Genomic DNA, 16,387 nt, shown 5'->3' on the forward strand with positions numbered 1-16,387 from the left:
TTTCCAGCAATGGAGTGGAAATACAGAATACCAATGAAAGGATAGTCAAAAATATAATGTTTGTTCGTTCCTTTTTTTCTTCTTTGGGGGATGGAAACCCATAGATTAGATGCCCGATATCCACATTTGTGCTTTCGGCAAGGGTTACTAAGGTTTCTATATCAGGTTGGCGAATTCCTTCTTCATAATCTGCAATATCTTGGGGAAGTAAACTTGTTTTCTTTGCCAATTCTTCTTGTGTAAGCTTTTTTCGATTTCGCAGATACGCAATATTTTCTCCAATATTTAACATAACAGCTATTTCCTCCTTTTGGGAAATTATAACAGTAAGTTAAGAATATGTCATTACAATTTATAGAAATAATTGGAAAATATCTTGTTTGTTTATTATTTATGTTGATTTTCGGGAACACAAAAAGGACAGCTGTTTACTGTCCTTTAGATTGTGGAAAAACATTGAAACGTCTCAAATCCCGTGCTTTTTGTGAAAAGCAAGACCCAAGTGGGTGTTTGAGGGCAAAGCCATCAAGCTTTTGAAATTATCAATTAAGCAAGATCAGAGCCTTCCTTTTTTGCATTAAGGATAGCTTTTTGGGACATAGGGATAAATTTACCGATAAGACCGCCAATAATTGCGGGAACTACCCATCCACACTGGTATCCACCAAAAGGAAGACTTTTGATGAACTCAAAAGGTAAGCCAAATCCATATAATACATCAGCTGCACTTGCCAATAATGCCAAGATAGCGGCACCAATATAGATGTTCTGATTTTTGATATGTTTACCGAAGAATGTCAAAATAATCATAACGAGAACAACAGGATACAACAGATTTAAAATGGGAGCTGCAATGCTGATAATTGTTGAAATACCGAAGTTGGAAACAACATAACTGAAAATAATAGTAATAAGTACCATTGATTTATAAGAAATTTTCCCGTTGGTTTGTTCTTCAAAGAAGGACGCACAAGAGGAAACCAAACCGATTGCAGTGGTTAAGCAGGCGAAGAATACAATAACGCCCAAAATTAATACACCATAGCTACCGATTAAGGTTTGGGTAATTGCAACAACCAAAGCGGTCTGATTGTATCCTTCAAAGCCGCCGGCAGAGGTTGTAGCGCCTAAGTAAGCCAAACCACCATAAATAATGAATAATGCAACAGCAGCAAAAACGCTGGACTGAATTACAATGCGCATGGTAGATTGACTTTCGGTATATCCCTTGCTTTTCGCAGCGGAAATAATAATAATAACAAAAACGACAGCAGCGAGTACATCCATGGTTTGATAGCCAGCAAGGATGCCTTCTTTTACTGTATCAAAATTCGTGGTAGGAACAATTTCACCAATTGGATGGATGTAGCCAATGACAATCAAAGCCAAAAGACAAGCAACCAAAGCAGGTGTTAAAAATTTACCGATTACGTCTACTACACCGGAAGGACGAATGGTTAACAAAAGTACTAAAACAAAAAAGATTGCCCCAAACACCCAGGAATTAATAAATGGGAAAATTGGCATTACACCCATTTCATAGGTTGTAGCTGCAGTACGGGGAATTGCTAAAAAGGGTCCAATACATAATACAATTAAAGAATTGATAATTACAGAGGGTACTTTACCCAATTTCCCGGTAATACCGTTCATGGAAACATCACCGGTTTTAATCATTGCCATGATTGCTACCAATGCCAGCCCCACATCGGCAATAAAGAAACATAAAAATCCTGTAAACCATTGGCTGCCTGCATTTATGCCCAAATATGGGGGAAAAATCAGGTTGCCCGCACCAAAGAACATTGCAAATAATGCCAAACCGATTACCGCAATGTCAATCATGCTTTTTTTCTTTTCTTTCATAGATGAGTCCTCCTTGCGTAACTAACTTTTCTACTTTTTCTCTCTTACATCGCAAAAAGAATATAATAAAAATGCGATATGTTTATATTATGTTATAAAATGTCTGGGATTTCAAACCAATGAAAAATATTTTAGTGAAACAAATTTTGATATTAATGTCGTGAAAATAAAAAAACATTGAAAAATCGTTAATTTAGTATAAAATAGAGTTGGAAACAAACAAAATTTAAAGTTTTTATTATTTTGATGAAATGTGCAAAGTGCAAAAACAAATTTTCAATAAAAAACATTTCATTCGGTTGCTGTTGTGAATAAAGTTGAATTTTTGACGGATTAATCAAAAAAAATTATCAAAAATACAATAAAATCAGGAAAGAAATAGAATGAATTGTGCTGGAATGATGAACAATAAATGTTATGCAAAGATGTATTAAAGTGGAAACTTTCTACTGAAAGTAAAAAAATATGCTTTTTTTGTTGGAATTTGCTTTGATTAAAAGTGTTCTTTTTTAAAAACACATGGCGTCAGATTAAAAATGTCCATCTGCTGAGGACGCTTATGGTGGCGGCTGTATTTTAATAAAAACAAGTGAACATAACAAAGGAGTTTGTTAAAATTTGAAGAATACTATCAGCTTATAGACATAAAATGGGGTAAGTTGCATTTTATAGTCTAAAGAGAAAAGAAAAGTAGGAGGAAATTATGAAAGAAGTCAGTATCCATGTAGGTAAGCGGATCAGGCTTTACAGGAAGATGAAAAAACTTACAATTGAAATCTTTGCTGGGATGATTAATAAAAGTAAAGCAACTGTTTCTAAATATGAAAATGGGGATATCTCTATTGATATTGAAACGTTATTTTCCATTGCAGATGCACTGAATATTTCTGTGAATCAGCTTGTGGACTATGAAAATCCCGCTGCACTGAATGAAGTGGATGGGGATGCTTTTGCAAAGAGGAGAACAGGAAAAACCCGCTATTATTTGTACTTTTATGATGGCAGAAGAGGACGCATTGTGAAAAATATTATCGAAGTACAAGGTGTGGGAGAGAATGGCGTCTATGATGCAAATTTTTATGCAGATATAGAAGATTACAGCAATTGTTACAATTGTAAATTCCTTTATCATGGTACCATGCGCAAGTTTGATGCCCTTACTAATTTTAATTTTGAAAATCAAAATAATAAAGTAGAACAAGTCTTTTTATATGCGATAAATTCCTTTACGCATAATAAAAGCATGGTGGGAATGCTATCAGGATTATCCACACAGCCAATCCTTCCGGCAGCTTTTAAGGTATTGCTTTCACCTGACATTATGGAAGAGAGTGAAGAAATGAAGGAACAATTGGTCATCACAAAGGAAGATATGAAGCAAGTTAAAAAGCTGAACATGTTTGTCATTAATCAGAATCCTTAAGAATAAAAAAGCCTTTTTCGAAATAGAAAAAGGCTTTTTTATGTTTTAAAACTTATCCATTAAAGCAATTGACATTAAAAGTCCTGCAATTTTTGCAGCCTGGGGGTTAAAGTTTTCATCTGGGCTTTCGCTGCTGCGTGCGGCAATGAGCCCCCCCTCCTGCGTTAAGGTTGTAACATTCTGGTTTACGCCTTGCAGTGTATGAAGAAAGAGCAACGAACGTGTGATTTCATGGATTTGTCCTCGGCCTCCTTCATCTAAAAAAGGCGCAATTGCCCGTAAAAGGGTGACTTCTTTTGGTGGGTGTTCAACGGTAAAAGCTTTTTGATCACCTGCCGCCAACTGTATTTTTTGTATATAGTTTTTCTCGATCGCTTCTCGCAATGATGTAGCCATCTCCATAAAGTCTTTTTCTAAACCTTCTGTTTTCTGTAGTGTTTTTGCCAATTCATAAACCATATTACGTTCCATTAAGCTAAAACCACCTTTCCTGTTTGAGTAAGACAGGTTCTTTGATCCAACAGTCCTCCATTTTCAATTGCTATTTTAACTAAGGTCGCCTTAATATCGTTTGGCCAGGCGTAGGGAAATCGTTGGAATAGCAAGGCGGCCGCCCCACTTACCAAAGGGGTGGCCATGGAGGCCCCGCTCATGCTAATATAGTTGGGATAAATGATATTTTCCCGACTTCGATTAGGCATGGAAAATTGATAATCCGGAGAGAGAACAGAAACAATGTTTTCTCCGGGCGCCCAAATGTCAGGCAGGTAGGAAACCTCTTTGGTGAAGAGCGAAAAAGGCTTATGTCGTAAAAAATAGTTGCGGTCTTCCCAAGTTCCAACGGTAATTACCATGGGGCTGATGGGAGGAGGCGGCTGAAAGCCCCTGCGTCCGTCAGGATTTCCTGCGGCGGCAACAACAACGATTCCTCTGTGCCATAGTGCTTCAACACTTTCCTTTAGAGGCTGATTTACCTTTCTGTCGTTAGAACCAATGGATAAATTTACTACTCTTATATTATATTTTGCAGCATTGTCCATTATCCATCTTAATGCGGCAACTGCATGGGATGAGCTGCCTTGGCCGCTGTGATCAAGGATTTTTAAGGAAATAATATGGGCTTCCGGTGCAATTCCTGCATAACGTCCGCTGGAGAGTGTGCCGTTACCGCAGGCGATACCCGTGACGTGGGTCACGTATCTTTATATTGCTTTTGTAACTGTATTGTTATAAAATAAAAGAATAACCATATAAAAAATTTAGGAGGGACTCCGGTGAAAATATCTGAAAAGGGTCAGGCTTTATTAGCGAAATATAAAAAGTTTCAAAAGTTAGATATATTTTTATTGGCATTGGCCGCATTAAGCTTTGTGTTTTTACACAATATTTATTTGATGATTGCCCTTGTGGTATTTACGTTTGTTTTGGAAGCAAAGGTTTATGTGTGTCCCCACTGCAAAAAAAAGTTGGATTGTCGCAGAAGGGTACAGGAAGATACTTGTTGTCCTCACTGCAAAAAATATATGTTTAAAGATTTAGACTGAAATTCTGCCCGCTGATTGATGCGGGCTTTTTTTATGAGAAAATTAAAAGATGGAATGGAATATTTTGAATTTAAAAAAGCACAAAATTGTTTTATTTGGGATAAGGCAGACTTTTTCTTGTATATATTGATAATGAGAAAAAATAAGGGGGCGAAAGGATGCCCAAGGCTGCCTTATACTGTCGTTTATCCGTTGAGGATGGAACGGGAGAGGAAAGTGAAAGTATCCGAAATCAAAGAATGATGTTGATAGCCTATGCCCAAAAAAATGGTTGGGAAATTTACGATATCTATGAGGATGAAGATTATTCGGGTTTAAGGGAGGATCGCCCTGCTTTTTGCCGTATGCTGAAAGAGGCAAAGGCAAAAAAGTTTGAAATAATCCTTTGCAAAACCCAGTCACGCTTTACTCGCAGCGCTGCGACGGCTGAGATTTATCTCCATGAAAAATTTCCCCTATGGGGAATTCGTTTTGTTACCGTTATAGATGGCGTGGATACCGCAAAGAAGGAAAATAAAAAAGCTAGACAGATTAATAGCCTGGTGAACGAATGGTATTGCGAGGAGCTTTCTGAAAATATTCGCTCTGTTTTGCGAAGAAAGATGGAGTTGGGACAATTTCTGGGGAATTATGCCCCTTATGGGTATGAAAAGGATGCCGAAAATCGTCACCGTCTGGTTATTCTTGAGGGGGAGGCGAGGGTGGTAAGATATATTGCAAAGCTGTATCTGTCTGGACTATCTTGCAAAAAAATAGCAGAGAGATTGACCTGGGAAAACATTCCTACGCCCTCTCAGGAAAAACAAGAACGAGGGCAAGATCTGGGGCGTAAGCCATGTGCTCACTGGGGAGGAGGAACAGTAAGGAAAATACTGATAAACCCTGTTTACATTGGGCATATGATACAGGGCAAGGAGCAGAAAATAAGTTATAAATCAAAAAAAACGGTAGAGGTTCCCATGGAGAACTGGGTGGTCGTTAAAAATACCCATGCACCGATTTTAAGCGATAAAGTCTTTGAAAAGGTTCAGAAAAAAATGAAAAAAAACCGAAGGGGGCTACATAGCGTTTGACAAAGAAATGCCCCTGTGATATTCTGAAAAAAGGAAGTGATTCCGGTATCATCAAATGGGAGCTTGTAGGCAGGCTGAGAGGAAGTACCAATACTTCGACCGTAAACCTGATTTGGATAATGCCAACGTAGGGACATACTTCGTTTATGGAGACATTCCCCAAGGGAGTGTCTTTTTTAACGGATGTTTGGAGGTGCAAAGTTGCAGCAGACACTGTCCGTTAAGAGTAAAATTATGAATTAATTTTACAAATTGTTTTTACGGAGCGTTCCACTGCAAAATCCAATGGATTTTAAGGAGGAAAAACAATGGAAAAAGATTTAATTAAGCGTGTAAGAAAAACGGTACCCTTAGTGCACAACATTACAAATTATGTTACGGTAAATGATGTGGCTAATATTTTATTGGCCTGTGGCGGTTCTCCCATTATGGCAGATGATGCAGGGGAAGCTGCTGAAATTACAAGTATTTGTGGAGGGTTAAATATTAATATTGGTACATTAAATTCCCGTACCATTGAATCTATGCTTCTGGCAGGAAAGAAGGCCAAAGAGCTGGAACATATCACTGTTTTGGACCCGGTAGGCGCAGGAGCATCAAAACTGCGTACAGAAACGGCAATGCGCCTTTTAGAGGAGGTTGGTTTTTCCGTAATCCGTGGGAATGTTTCGGAGTTGAAAACCCTTTGGGGGAAGGAAGGGAAAACAAAAGGTGTGGATGCGGATATTGCGGATAGTGTCACCGAAGAAAACTTGGACGAAATGGTACAGTTTGCAAAAAAATTAAGCAAGAAAACAGGGGCGGTGATTGCAATGACCGGAGCAATTGATGTTGTAGCCCATGAAAATAAAGCATATGCCATTCGCAATGGGAATCCTTTAATGTCTAAAATAACAGGAACGGGATGTATGCTAAGTGGTGTCGTTGCGGCATATTGTGTGGCAAATCCTGAAAATTTATTAGATGCTACAGCGGCTGCGGTAGCGGCAATGGGGCTTTCCGGAGAAATTGCCCTTGAAAGATTGAAAAAAACGGAGCTAGGGGGGACCTCTTCCTATCGTACTTATATTATTGATGCCATGAGTAACATGACTGATGAAATTTTAGAGGAGGGAATGAAAATTGAAGCTAGATAAAAAAAGCTTATTATTATATGCAGTGACAGACCGTATGTGGCTAAGTGGAAGAAAACTTGCTGATGATGTGGAAAAGGCACTCCTAGGGGGAGCAACTTTTGTGCAGTTACGGGAAAAGGATGCGTCCTTTGATATGTTTGTAGAGCAGGCGAAGGAAGTAAGGGAAGTTTGTAAAAAATACGGAGTACCCTTTGTAATTAATGATAATATTGAAGTGGCTTTGGCCGTAGATGCAGACGGCGTCCATGTGGGACAAAGCGATATGGAGGCAGGGCGTGTTCGAGAAAAGCTGGGAGAGAATAAGATTATTGGCGTTTCCACCCGTACTGTGGAAGAGGCATTGCTTGCACAAGAAAAGGGTGCCGATTATTTGGGTGTTGGGGCTATGTTTCAAACCTCTACAAAGCTGGATGCGGCAGATGTATCCTTTGATGAGTTGAAAGAAATTTGTGAAGCAGTTCATATTCCTGTGGTTGCTATTGGCGGAATCAGCAACAAGAATGTTGAAAGCCTTGAGGGCACAAATATTGATGGGGTTGCTGTGGTTTCGGCTTTGTTTGCGGCAGAGGATATTAAAAAAGCGGCTCATGACATGAGAGAAAAATTAGAAAGGTTTATAAAATAACGCCTGAAAGGCTGAAGTTGTGGAGTCCATTATTCAAATTCAGTTTTTGGGAGACTATTTCGGATTTCCTGAAAAGTTCGATAATCAAATATAAAACCCCCTTTGGCATATGCCAAGAGGGGGTTTTATTATCCGGTAGGCTGGACAATTTGATTTACTTTAAAAATCAGCTGCAAAGCACGCCTGGAGTTTTCAATGTGGACTTGAACGGCTTTATTTAGTGCGTCCAAATCTCCGGTAAAGGCAGCTTTTAATATTGCTTCGTGTTCTGCCACACATTCACAGTCTCGGTAGTGGGGTTGGTTTAAATATGTACCTGTTGCATAGGTAAAAGGCTGTAAATTGGTAAATACATCAATGGCTTTTTGGTTGCCTGATGCGGTTAAATAGAGCGTGTGAAACTCCAAATCCATTGCGAAATATTTTTCCGGATAAAGAGAAGATTCACTGTTTTGTACAAATCTTTTTTGCTCTTCAAGGTTTTCCACCAGTTGCTGTCGCAGACTATTGTTATAATTTAAAGTTGAAACAATGTCTTTAACAAAAAAGGTATCCATCATCAAGCGCATATCAAAAATATCGTTTAGCTCATCAGGCGTTAGTAAGTATACACTCATACCTTTATTTGGCGTATTTGCTACCAACTTTTCGTCGGCTAAACGCTGAAGAGCCTGTTTTACAGGTGTATCACTAACATTATATTTTCTTGCGAGTTCTTTAATATTCAGTTTTTCACCAGGCTGGAATTGCTTTTTGGCAATATCGCTTTTTATTTCTTGATAAATGCGATTTGTCAAGGTTAATTTTTTGCCGCTCAAGGCATTCTTTTTTTCTTCATCCATGGTATTCCCCCTTTTTTACAATTTAGTTCACTTTTCATCGTCTTTCCCCCAAGTTATTATAGTATAGACTATAATGAAAATCTACTTTTTTGCAAAAACACATGATATTCTAAGGATTTTTTAAGAATATTTTAATTTAAATGCCTTATTGCGTTAATAAGTGATTTATTTTTTGAAATAAAACATTTATTAAAAATACATAGAGTTGATTTGTCACAAAACAAAAGGTATATTTTTGTGCATAAGTATTTCTTTTTTTTATTTATTAAAATTTAATTAAAAAATTTAGCAAAAAATAATAAAAAAAAGTCTTAAAATGTAGAATTTAGAAAGATTATTCGTCTTTATTACGGATTGACTATGAAAAAATTGATAATTATAATTAAAAAAGATGATTAATTTCTAATAAAACAAGTTTTTTTATTAAATAATCATCTTGTATCCTCGGCCGGGATAGACCAGAAATGATCTTACAAAAGATGATTCCAGAACTTGTTTTGGAGAGAGAAAACCGGAAATCGTTCAATATTTGGGAGGGAAATCTATGTTGAAAAGAGGTATAGCTGCTGCATTAGCAACAGTTATGATGCTTGGACTCACTGCATGTGGGGAAAAACCTGCTGAAACAGCAACAGGTGATTCCAATACCCCTGCAACTCCGGCGGGCTTTGTAGAAAAGAAGGTTGAGCCTGATAATTTTGATTCAGGAGTAGAATTAACCGATGATTGTTATCGTTTTATTTATGCTCTTGGCAATGCCCCTGCGACAATTGACGCTGCAAAATACTTTAAGATGCGTTTGGAGCAGGAAAGCAATGGGACATTAAGTTGTGACATTTATACTGATAACGTTTTGGGCAGTGAACGTGAATTATTAGAAGGTTGTCAATTTGGCAATTATGATATCGTATTGGCTACAAATGCAACTGTAGCATCTTTTAGCAATGATATTTTTTGTTTAGACATTCCTTGGTTATTTGATAACAAGCAGCAAGTTTATGAGGTGCTGGATGGTGTTTTAGGTGACACACTTGCCGCAGGTTTGGAAGATAAAGGCTTTAAGTTATTAGAATGGCAGGAAAATGCTTTTCGTACATTAACAACTTCAGACAGAAAAGTTGAAACTGTGGATGACCTGAAAGGGTTGAAAATCCGTATCATGGAAAACGAATTGCAGTTGGCACAGTGGAAAAATTATGGGGCAAACCCCACACCTATGGCATTTACTGAATTATTTACTGCATTACAGCAGCACACAGTAGATGGTCAGGATAATGGTGCAGAATTAACTTGGCAGACAAAATTCTGTGAAGTGCAGAAGTATTATACTTATACAAAACATATTTACTCCCCTTATCTTATCCTGATGAGTAAGGATAAATTTGAAAAGCTAACACCCCAACAGCAGGATATCGTAATGCGTGTTTCTGACGAAGCGGTAAATTACGAGCGTGAAAGATGTTCCAAGTACGAAGCAGTTGCTTTAGAAAATATCAAGAACTACCCCGGCATGACTTATACAGAGTTGACTCCGGAAGCGGTTGAAGAGTTTAAAGCTGCATGTACTGACATTAAAGGTTTAGCTTACAAAAAAGTAACTCATCCGGAAATTGTAGACTTATTGTATAGTGAGGCTGAAAAAGCGAAAGAAAAGTTCCCTGCTGAGGGTACAGATTCAGCTTCGTAAATAAGAGGGGAGGCAGTTAAATGAAATTCTTTAATGAACATTTGGAAGAGTTCTTTATTATTCCATTGATGTTTTTGATGAGTATCATTATTTTCATTCAGGTTATCATGCGTTACGCATTCCAAAATTCCTTGGTTTGGTCAGAGGAATTATCAAGATATATGTTTATTTGGCTTATTTATTTTGCGGTAAGCTATACAGCACGTCGTGAAAAACACATTCGTATTGATGCTGCAATTAACTTATATCCCAAGAAGTTTAGACCATATATTGAAATTTTAAGTGAAATTATTGTTTTAGGTTTTTCTATATTTATTGCTGTAACAGCAGTAACGGTATATCAAAAAATTACTTGGAGCGGTCAGATTTCTCCTGCTATGCGTATTCCCATGCAATATGTGTATGCAGCACCTTTGATTGGATTTATTTTAACAGCGATCCGTCAGCTTCAATGTATTGTGAGAAGGATAAAGGCAATTAAGAATCATGAGGAGGTGGCTGAAGCATGACAAGTGGTATTGCTCTCGTTGTTTTTGGCACGCTGATTGTTTCCTTAATTTTAACCGTGCCCATCGGTTTTTCACTGGGTATTGCTTCTTTGGGATATATTTTATATACCAAGCAGTTAACTTTTGGATTTATTACACAGAACTTAGTAACAGGTGCGGACTCTTTTCCAATTATGGCAATTCCGTTTTTCGTATTTGCCGGGGAATTAATGGGCGGCGGCGGGATCTCCCGAAGATTGCTGAATGTTGCCAATGTATATTTTGGTCGAGTTAGAGGCGGTTTGGCCATTGTAACAGTTGTTGTTTGTATGTTCTTTGCGGCAATTTCCGGCTCCGGCCCTGCAACAGTTGCGGCAGTAGGTGGTATGGTTGTTCCTACAATGCTGCAAAAAGGCTATGACAAAAAGTTTGTATTGGCTTTGATTGCTGCGGCTGGGTCCATCGGCGTTATTATTCCACCTAGTATTCCAATGGTTGTTTACAGCGTTACCACAAACAGCTCTGTTAGTAAGTTGTTTATGGCGGGTTTTGTTCCCGGTATTATTATCGGCCTGGTATTGATCGGTTACGCTTATTTTTTTGCCAGAAAGATGGGTTACAAGGGTGACGAAGAACCTTTTACTGTGAAGAGAGCAGTAAAAGAAACCTGGGATAGTAAGTGGGCTTTGCTTTCACCTATTATCATTTTAGGCGGTATTTACGGCGGTATCTTTACACCAACAGAAGCAGCGGCTGTAGCCGTAATCTACAGTTTGATCATTGGTTGTTTGGTTTACAAAGAACTGAATTTGAAGCAATTAATGGAAGTTACCAAGAATGCTTGTGAAACTACGGCTACAATTCTGATTGTAATTGGTTGTGCTGCCGGTTTCTCTAAGGTTCTTACACTGGGACGTATCCCTACAACGGTAGCTACATTCTTAACATCCATGACAGACAGTAAGATTGTCATTTTATTGTTAATTAATGTGTTGTTGTTAATTGTTGGTTGTTTTATGGAAACATTGTGTGCAATTATGATTTTAGCCCCCATTCTGTTCCCTGTAGTTACAGCATTGGGTGTAGACGTAACACACTTTGGTATTATTATGGTAGTAAACTTGGCAATTGGTTTTATTACACCTCCTTTAGGCGTAAACTTATTTGTCGCCGCCCGGGTTGGCGAGACCACGTTGGATTCTGTTATAAAGGGGATCATGCCTTTCTTGGTGTTAATGATTATTACGTTGCTCATAATTACTTATGTACCCGCAGTTTCCATGTTCTTGCCTAATTTGTTATCCTAAGGCAAGCTGAAGGCGGAAAGGAAGTTATGGTTTATGATATTTGTAAATAAGATTAAGAGGCAATTATTGGATTGTGCAATCATCTTATTTGCTGCAGTTTGTATGTTCTATTATTATTGATTCAAGTTATCTCCTATCGTAAGATAGTTGTGACTCATATTGAACTCCAGAAGAACCCTCTTTCTAAAAGAAAGGGGGTTCTTCGTTGTCTTAATCAGCGTTTATATTATGAAAAAACGGAAATTTGATTACGTGACATGGGTGCCGTGACCGTTATCATCATAGGCAGCCTTTTTTCCACCGACAAAATCACGAAAGATGGTGATCCTATTTTGGGGCGTGATAAAATCCGCAACGGGGGAGATACCTGTATCTAGGAAGGCAATGCCGATTCCTTTTCCTGTAAAAAGGGATTCAGGAGAGGTTTTGGCTTCGCCGGTTGGAGACGAATAATTTGGAAAAGACATGGAAAACATCTCCTTTCTTTCTCTATTAAAATATGTGGAAATAAGTTTTTGGGAATAGGCAAAGGTATTTTTTCTTCTTGTTTGTCATATGTTTTTAAAAGGCTTGTTGGGGGAGGTTTAAAATGGATGGGAAACTGAACAGCGAGCAAATGAAGCTTTTAACCGGAATGATGGGAGCTGAAGGCAACGATGCTCTGCAAATGATAGACAGAATAGAGCGATTGCGCCGTCTTTTGGGGAATGCTGAGGTACAAAAGCAACAGGACATACAAGTGAAGGAAAATTCTGCGTTGGAATCACCCTTTGGCAGTACACAAGGGGAAAATATTTTATTTGCGGCCATTCCTTTTTTGGATATGGAATTTCAAAAAAATATTTTTGTTGCAGTGCGATTTATGGAGCTAAGGCGTGTTTTAGAGGGGACAAAGCTGGAGGCAAGGGAAAAGCAGGAGGATCCTGTGAGTCGTCGGCATAAAATGCTGCGTGCCATACAGCCGTATTTAGCCACCGAAGATAAAAAACAGCTGGATACAATGATAAAAATAATGGAAATAAGAGAAATTATGGGTCGTAAGGAGGGACAAAAGTGAGTAAAGAAAAGGAGATACCGGAAATGCAGGCTTTGGGAGAAGAAAGACTGCGCTTAATTCGAGAAGCGGCGGAAAAAAGCCGAGGAAAAACAGGAATGGACAGATTGGATGTTTTTTTGGAATATGGGGAGCGATTAGCACAGGGAGGTAAACTGCCTGAAGACCAGCAAAAGGCACTATTGGCGGCAGTAAGTGCTACATTACCTGAGGAAGAACGAGAAAGAATGGTACAGATTATGTCCATGTTGGGATATTAGTGTTTTTGAAAGGGGTTCTAACAATACTTAAAAAATGGCTTGCGGTATTTGCATCTTGGCAGATGCCGCTTTTTTATGCATATATTGGTATGGAAAGAGAGGCAATATGCATTTATTGCTTATGATTGTACGGCTTTACAGTAAATAAAAAAGCCCTTATTGCTCATTACAAATGTTGCATTGTAACTATTGGAATAAGGGCTTTTAAGTTTAGATTGGCAAATAGATTTTTATTAGGAATTTGCCCAATTTTTGGACGACCCTTCTCATGAAAGAAGTTTTGCAATAAGGAAAAAAATTTGCAAATTCTTTAAAACAAATCAAAAGAGTCCTGATAAGTAAAGAAATAGTATGAAAAGGGGTAGTTGATTCCTGTTGCAGTTTGAAGTTGTGCAGCAATCATTATTTTGGTATGGTTTGTTACAGTTTGTTTCACAAGAATTCTTTGATTTTTGAGAAGAGGACGCCGGTTTATGCATAGGAACATTTTTGCAAACAGGCTTTTCTTCGCAAACAGGGGCAGGATTACAAATGGGTTTGTTCATTGCAGTTTCCTTTCGCATTTGCCTAGGCATAGGACGGCGGTTTGGTGTAAACCCGTTTAGGCAGGTATGAAAAGGATCTGGTAAATTAGGGTTATGATACATGGAATAGACCTCCTTATTATCGTTGTTTAAATATATGATGAAAAGGTAAATATTTTTCTTCTTTTTTTTCACCCTTGTACTTTTTTATGTTATAGTAATAAGGAAGGTTAGGAGTGAAATGACGGCATGAGAGAGCAGCGGGAACGAAACTTCCGTATTTTAGAATTCAAAGAGAATAAATTTGATATTATTGGAGACGTCCATGGTTGTTATGATGAGTTAGTTGCGCTTGTGGGTAAGCTAGGATATGAAAAAAGAGGGCAAGCTTATTCCCATCCCAATGGCAGAAGGTTGATTTCCGTGGGGGATGTTGCTGACAAAGGGCCACAAAATTTATTGGCTTTGGAATTTTGGATGGATCAGGTAACTTATGGCGGTGGTTTCTGGGTACATGGGAATCATTGCAATAAGTTGTATCGTTATTTTTTAGGGAATAAAGTTCGCCTTTCTCATGGTCTGGAAAAAACCGTTGAAGAGTTTGAAAAATTGTCCAAAGAAGAAAGGGTGGCTTTTCGAAATCGCTTTATGCACTGCTATGAAAGCCAATGTTTTTATCTTTTGCTGGATAAGCGGAGGCTGGCCGTTACCCATGGGGGTCTGCGGGAAGATTCTATGGGGAGGTTCTCCAATAAGATTCGTGCGGTTTGCCTATATGGTGAAACCACCGGAGTTCTTGAAGAAAATGGGAAGCCGAAACGGTTGGATTGGGCTGCGGAATATCGAGGAAAGGCATTTGTGGTTTATGGGCATACCGTTGCGGCAGAGCCTAGGGTTATCCATAATACCGTAGATATTGACCAAGGCTGTGTGTATGGGGGATATCTGACGGCGTTGCGTTATCCCGAGCGAGAGTTTGTGCAGGTAAGAGGAAAACAGTACACCGAGTATCGGGGCTGTGGAAAGGTGCCGGACTAAATAAAAGACTACTTATTAAAAGAGGAAAGACTTAAAGAATTATAATTTTTAGGTATATTATCTAATATTTTTTCATAAAGAATTTAAATGCTTTGAAAAAGATATTTCTTTGTTAGAGAAAAATGATTAAGCAATTCTATTTGGTATTTCAACAAACAGTAAAACCATCTGTGGAGCAACGGATGGTTTCTTTATTTACAAAACTACTTTTATAGCAGGGTTTTTAGAAATGCGTAATATTCTGGAATAAAAAGAGGATTTTTGCTGGGGATGACGTATTTTTTTAGTATAAGAATAGGGTTTAGGATTAAAAGGAGGGATAGTATGGAGTTGCGGCTCTTACAAGAGGCAAGAGAAGAAAAGATTCTTGGGGAATATGCAAAAAAAAGCGTTGACACCAAAGGGAGAGAGAGACCCGAGGAAAAATGTGATATTCGCACGGATTTTCAAAGGGATAGAGACCGCATTATCCACTGTAAGTCCTTTCGCCGTATGAAGCACAAAACTCAGGTTTTTATTTCTCCCGAGGGAGATCATTATCGAACACGTTTAACCCATACCCTGGAGGTTGCTCAAATTGCAAGAAGTATCGCAAGGGCATTAAGCTTGAATGAAGATTTAACAGAGGCAATTGCTTTGGGTCACGACTTAGGCCATACTCCCTTTGGCCATGCGGGGGAGCGAAAACTGTCCAAGCTTTGTAAAACCCATGGCGGTTTTTCTCATAATGAGCAAAGTTTGCGGGTTGTTGAGCGGTTGGAGAAAAATGGGGAAGGCTTGAATTTGACCTGGGAGGTTCGTGATGGAATTTTAAACCATCGTACCAGCGGGAACCCAGCCACTATGGAGGGAAAGGTGGTTCAGCTTTCAGATAAAATTGCCTATACCAATCATGATATTGATGATGCTGTACGGGCGGGTATGTTGAAGCCTGAGAATATCCCGGAGGAAATTGTTGCGCTTATTGGTAACACTTCCAGCAACCGGATCAATGCAATGATAAGGGATACCATTGGAAATAGTGCCGGTTTGAATGAAATCCGTATGAGTATGCAAATGCGGGAAACCTTGATGAACCTGAGAGAGTTTATGTTTCAAAATGTTTACATGAGTGAGATTGCCATGGAGGAGCATGAAAAAGCAGAAAAAATAATCGAGGATTTATATAAATTCTATATAAACCATCCGGAAGTTATGGAGGGAGAGTTTTTACAGCTATTGCAGGATGGGGAATCCCTATGGAAGGTGGCATGTGATTACATCGCCTGTATGACCGATCGATTCGCGGTAGCCAAATATATGGAGCTTTTTATTCCCAGAGAATGGAGAAAGAGTTGAAATGATGGATGTAATTTTAGAAAACAATGTCATTTTTACATAGTTTTTTGGGCATATATACAAAATAAAGGATTGTAAAAGGATTTTTAAAGTTTCTGTCGAATTATTATATTCGAGAAGGGAGTGCAAGAAAAGGTTCACTTCCTTTTGGCCTGTTTATAGAAAAATGGAAGGAAAAGGTA

19 protein-coding genes are annotated in these 16,387 nt (G+C 38.4%); 13 read left to right on the forward strand and 6 right to left on the reverse strand.

The features are described 5' to 3' along the window. Positions 1 to 292 (reverse strand): helix-turn-helix domain-containing protein (locus P9Q65_RS03200; protein ID WP_304507770.1); only part of this gene is annotated, 292 nt, incomplete at its 3' end. Positions 293 to 546: 254 nt separating this feature from the next. After that, complete coding sequence (gene brnQ, locus P9Q65_RS03205) at positions 547 to 1,866, reverse strand: branched-chain amino acid transport system II carrier protein (protein ID WP_304507772.1); 1,320 nt, start codon at positions 1,864 to 1,866, stop codon at positions 547 to 549. Positions 1,867 to 2,569: 703 nt separating this feature from the next. Between brnQ and P9Q65_RS03210 the strand changes: the two genes are divergently transcribed. Continuing rightward, on the forward strand, positions 2,570 to 3,289 hold the full coding sequence (locus P9Q65_RS03210) for a helix-turn-helix domain-containing protein (protein WP_304507773.1): 720 nt from the start codon (positions 2,570 to 2,572) through the stop codon (positions 3,287 to 3,289). Positions 3,290 to 3,334: 45 nt separating this feature from the next. Here the strand turns inward: P9Q65_RS03210 and P9Q65_RS03215 are convergent, their stop codons facing one another. After that, positions 3,335 to 3,760, reverse strand: coding sequence for a hypothetical protein (locus tag P9Q65_RS03215; protein WP_304507774.1), 426 nt, complete (start codon positions 3,758 to 3,760; stop codon positions 3,335 to 3,337). Next, a complete protein-coding gene (locus P9Q65_RS03220) occupies positions 3,760 to 4,485 on the reverse strand; it encodes a S8 family serine peptidase (RefSeq protein ID WP_304507776.1) in 726 nt (241 codons plus the stop codon). Before P9Q65_RS03220 ends, P9Q65_RS03215 begins: the two co-directional genes overlap by 1 nt. A gap of 78 nt (positions 4,486 to 4,563) precedes the next feature. Here P9Q65_RS03220 and P9Q65_RS03225 point away from each other — a divergent pair, with 78 nt between their 5' ends. The 5 genes from P9Q65_RS03225 (at position 4,564) to thiE (ending at position 7,667) form a co-directional block, all read left to right on the forward strand. Continuing rightward, entirely contained in the window at positions 4,564 to 4,833 is a 270-nt protein-coding gene (locus P9Q65_RS03225) for a hypothetical protein (protein WP_304507777.1), read from the forward strand. Positions 4,834 to 4,991: 158 nt separating this feature from the next. Further along, positions 4,992 to 5,906, forward strand: coding sequence for a recombinase family protein (locus tag P9Q65_RS03230; RefSeq protein WP_304507778.1), 915 nt, complete (start codon positions 4,992 to 4,994; stop codon positions 5,904 to 5,906). Then, a complete protein-coding gene (locus P9Q65_RS13370; RefSeq protein WP_442870831.1) occupies positions 5,903 to 6,037 on the forward strand; it encodes a hypothetical protein in 135 nt (44 codons plus the stop codon). Before P9Q65_RS03230 ends, P9Q65_RS13370 begins: the two co-directional genes overlap by 4 nt. A gap of 177 nt (positions 6,038 to 6,214) precedes the next feature. Next, a complete protein-coding gene (gene thiM, locus P9Q65_RS03235) occupies positions 6,215 to 7,042 on the forward strand; it encodes a hydroxyethylthiazole kinase (protein WP_304507779.1) in 828 nt (275 codons plus the stop codon). Further along, positions 7,029 to 7,667 carry a thiamine phosphate synthase gene (gene thiE / locus P9Q65_RS03240; RefSeq protein ID WP_304507780.1) on the forward strand — a complete coding sequence of 213 codons (639 nt, stop codon included), beginning with the start codon at positions 7,029 to 7,031 and terminating at the stop codon, positions 7,665 to 7,667. Before thiM ends, thiE begins: the two co-directional genes overlap by 14 nt. Positions 7,668 to 7,795: 128 nt before the next feature. Here thiE and P9Q65_RS03245 read toward each other — a convergent pair whose 3' ends face one another. Next, positions 7,796 to 8,509 carry a GntR family transcriptional regulator gene (locus P9Q65_RS03245; RefSeq protein WP_304507781.1) on the reverse strand — a complete coding sequence of 238 codons (714 nt, stop codon included), beginning with the start codon at positions 8,507 to 8,509 and terminating at the stop codon, positions 7,796 to 7,798. Between the two features lie 544 nt (positions 8,510 to 9,053). Here P9Q65_RS03245 and P9Q65_RS03250 point away from each other — a divergent pair. Genes P9Q65_RS03250 through P9Q65_RS03260 form a run of 3 tightly spaced genes read left to right on the forward strand, consistent with a single transcriptional unit; the run spans position 9,054 to position 11,991 of the window. Further along, positions 9,054 to 10,196 (forward strand): TRAP transporter substrate-binding protein, encoded by a 1,143-nt coding sequence (locus P9Q65_RS03250; RefSeq protein ID WP_304507783.1) that lies wholly within the window; start codon positions 9,054 to 9,056, stop codon positions 10,194 to 10,196. A 20-nt stretch (positions 10,197 to 10,216) separates the two neighbouring features. Beyond that, on the forward strand, positions 10,217 to 10,705 hold the full coding sequence (locus tag P9Q65_RS03255) for a TRAP transporter small permease (protein ID WP_304507784.1): 489 nt from the start codon (positions 10,217 to 10,219) through the stop codon (positions 10,703 to 10,705). Further along, positions 10,702 to 11,991, forward strand: coding sequence for a TRAP transporter large permease (locus P9Q65_RS03260; protein WP_304507786.1), 1,290 nt, complete (start codon positions 10,702 to 10,704; stop codon positions 11,989 to 11,991). Before P9Q65_RS03255 ends, P9Q65_RS03260 begins: the two co-directional genes overlap by 4 nt. 248 nt (positions 11,992 to 12,239) lie before the next feature. On the opposite strand, the gene P9Q65_RS03265 is transcribed toward P9Q65_RS03260, so the two are convergent. Beyond that, a complete protein-coding gene (locus P9Q65_RS03265) occupies positions 12,240 to 12,458 on the reverse strand; it encodes a hypothetical protein (RefSeq protein ID WP_304507788.1) in 219 nt (72 codons plus the stop codon). Positions 12,459 to 12,580: 122 nt separating this feature from the next. Here P9Q65_RS03265 and P9Q65_RS03270 point away from each other — a divergent pair, with 122 nt between their 5' ends. From P9Q65_RS03270 to P9Q65_RS03285, 4 genes are all read left to right on the forward strand, one after another. Then, on the forward strand, positions 12,581 to 13,048 hold the full coding sequence (locus tag P9Q65_RS03270) for a hypothetical protein (protein WP_304507790.1): 468 nt from the start codon (positions 12,581 to 12,583) through the stop codon (positions 13,046 to 13,048). Beyond that, positions 13,045 to 13,305, forward strand: coding sequence for a hypothetical protein (locus P9Q65_RS03275; RefSeq protein ID WP_304507791.1), 261 nt, complete (start codon positions 13,045 to 13,047; stop codon positions 13,303 to 13,305). The genes P9Q65_RS03270 and P9Q65_RS03275 overlap by 4 nt, the downstream gene beginning before the upstream one ends. Positions 13,306 to 14,078: 773 nt before the next feature. Continuing rightward, on the forward strand, positions 14,079 to 14,867 hold the full coding sequence (locus P9Q65_RS03280) for a metallophosphoesterase (RefSeq protein WP_304507793.1): 789 nt from the start codon (positions 14,079 to 14,081) through the stop codon (positions 14,865 to 14,867). A gap of 324 nt (positions 14,868 to 15,191) precedes the next feature. After that, positions 15,192 to 16,205: a deoxyguanosinetriphosphate triphosphohydrolase gene (locus P9Q65_RS03285; protein WP_304507795.1), complete on the forward strand. Its 1,014-nt coding sequence runs from the start codon at positions 15,192 to 15,194 to the stop codon at positions 16,203 to 16,205. Positions 16,206 to 16,387 lie beyond the last annotated feature (182 nt).

The organism is Anaerotignum sp. (assembly GCF_030625865.1).
Taxonomy (GTDB): domain Bacteria; phylum Bacillota; class Clostridia; order Lachnospirales; family Anaerotignaceae; genus Chakrabartyella.

Excerpts from the sequence above, each read along its gene's own strand:
- brnQ (WP_304507772.1), bottom strand. The coding sequence starts at position 1,866 with ATGAAAGAAAAGAAAAAAAGCATGATTGACATTGCGGTAATCGGTTTG.
- P9Q65_RS03215 (WP_304507774.1), bottom strand. The coding sequence starts at position 3,760 with ATGGAACGTAATATGGTTTATGAATTGGCAAAAACACTACAGAAAACA.
- P9Q65_RS03270 (WP_304507790.1), top strand. The coding sequence starts at position 12,581 with ATGGATGGGAAACTGAACAGCGAGCAAATGAAGCTTTTAACCGGAATG.
- P9Q65_RS03230 (WP_304507778.1), top strand. The coding sequence starts at position 4,992 with ATGCCCAAGGCTGCCTTATACTGTCGTTTATCCGTTGAGGATGGAACG.
- P9Q65_RS03255 (WP_304507784.1), top strand. The coding sequence starts at position 10,217 with ATGAAATTCTTTAATGAACATTTGGAAGAGTTCTTTATTATTCCATTG.
- P9Q65_RS03210 (WP_304507773.1), top strand. The coding sequence starts at position 2,570 with ATGAAAGAAGTCAGTATCCATGTAGGTAAGCGGATCAGGCTTTACAGG.
- P9Q65_RS03285 (WP_304507795.1), top strand. The coding sequence starts at position 15,192 with ATGGAGTTGCGGCTCTTACAAGAGGCAAGAGAAGAAAAGATTCTTGGG.
- P9Q65_RS03280 (WP_304507793.1), top strand. The coding sequence starts at position 14,079 with ATGAGAGAGCAGCGGGAACGAAACTTCCGTATTTTAGAATTCAAAGAG.
- thiM (WP_304507779.1), top strand. The coding sequence starts at position 6,215 with ATGGAAAAAGATTTAATTAAGCGTGTAAGAAAAACGGTACCCTTAGTG.
- P9Q65_RS03265 (WP_304507788.1), bottom strand. The coding sequence starts at position 12,458 with ATGTCTTTTCCAAATTATTCGTCTCCAACCGGCGAAGCCAAAACCTCT.
- P9Q65_RS03250 (WP_304507783.1), top strand. The coding sequence starts at position 9,054 with ATGTTGAAAAGAGGTATAGCTGCTGCATTAGCAACAGTTATGATGCTT.
- P9Q65_RS03260 (WP_304507786.1), top strand. The coding sequence starts at position 10,702 with ATGACAAGTGGTATTGCTCTCGTTGTTTTTGGCACGCTGATTGTTTCC.
- P9Q65_RS03245 (WP_304507781.1), bottom strand. The coding sequence starts at position 8,509 with ATGGATGAAGAAAAAAAGAATGCCTTGAGCGGCAAAAAATTAACCTTG.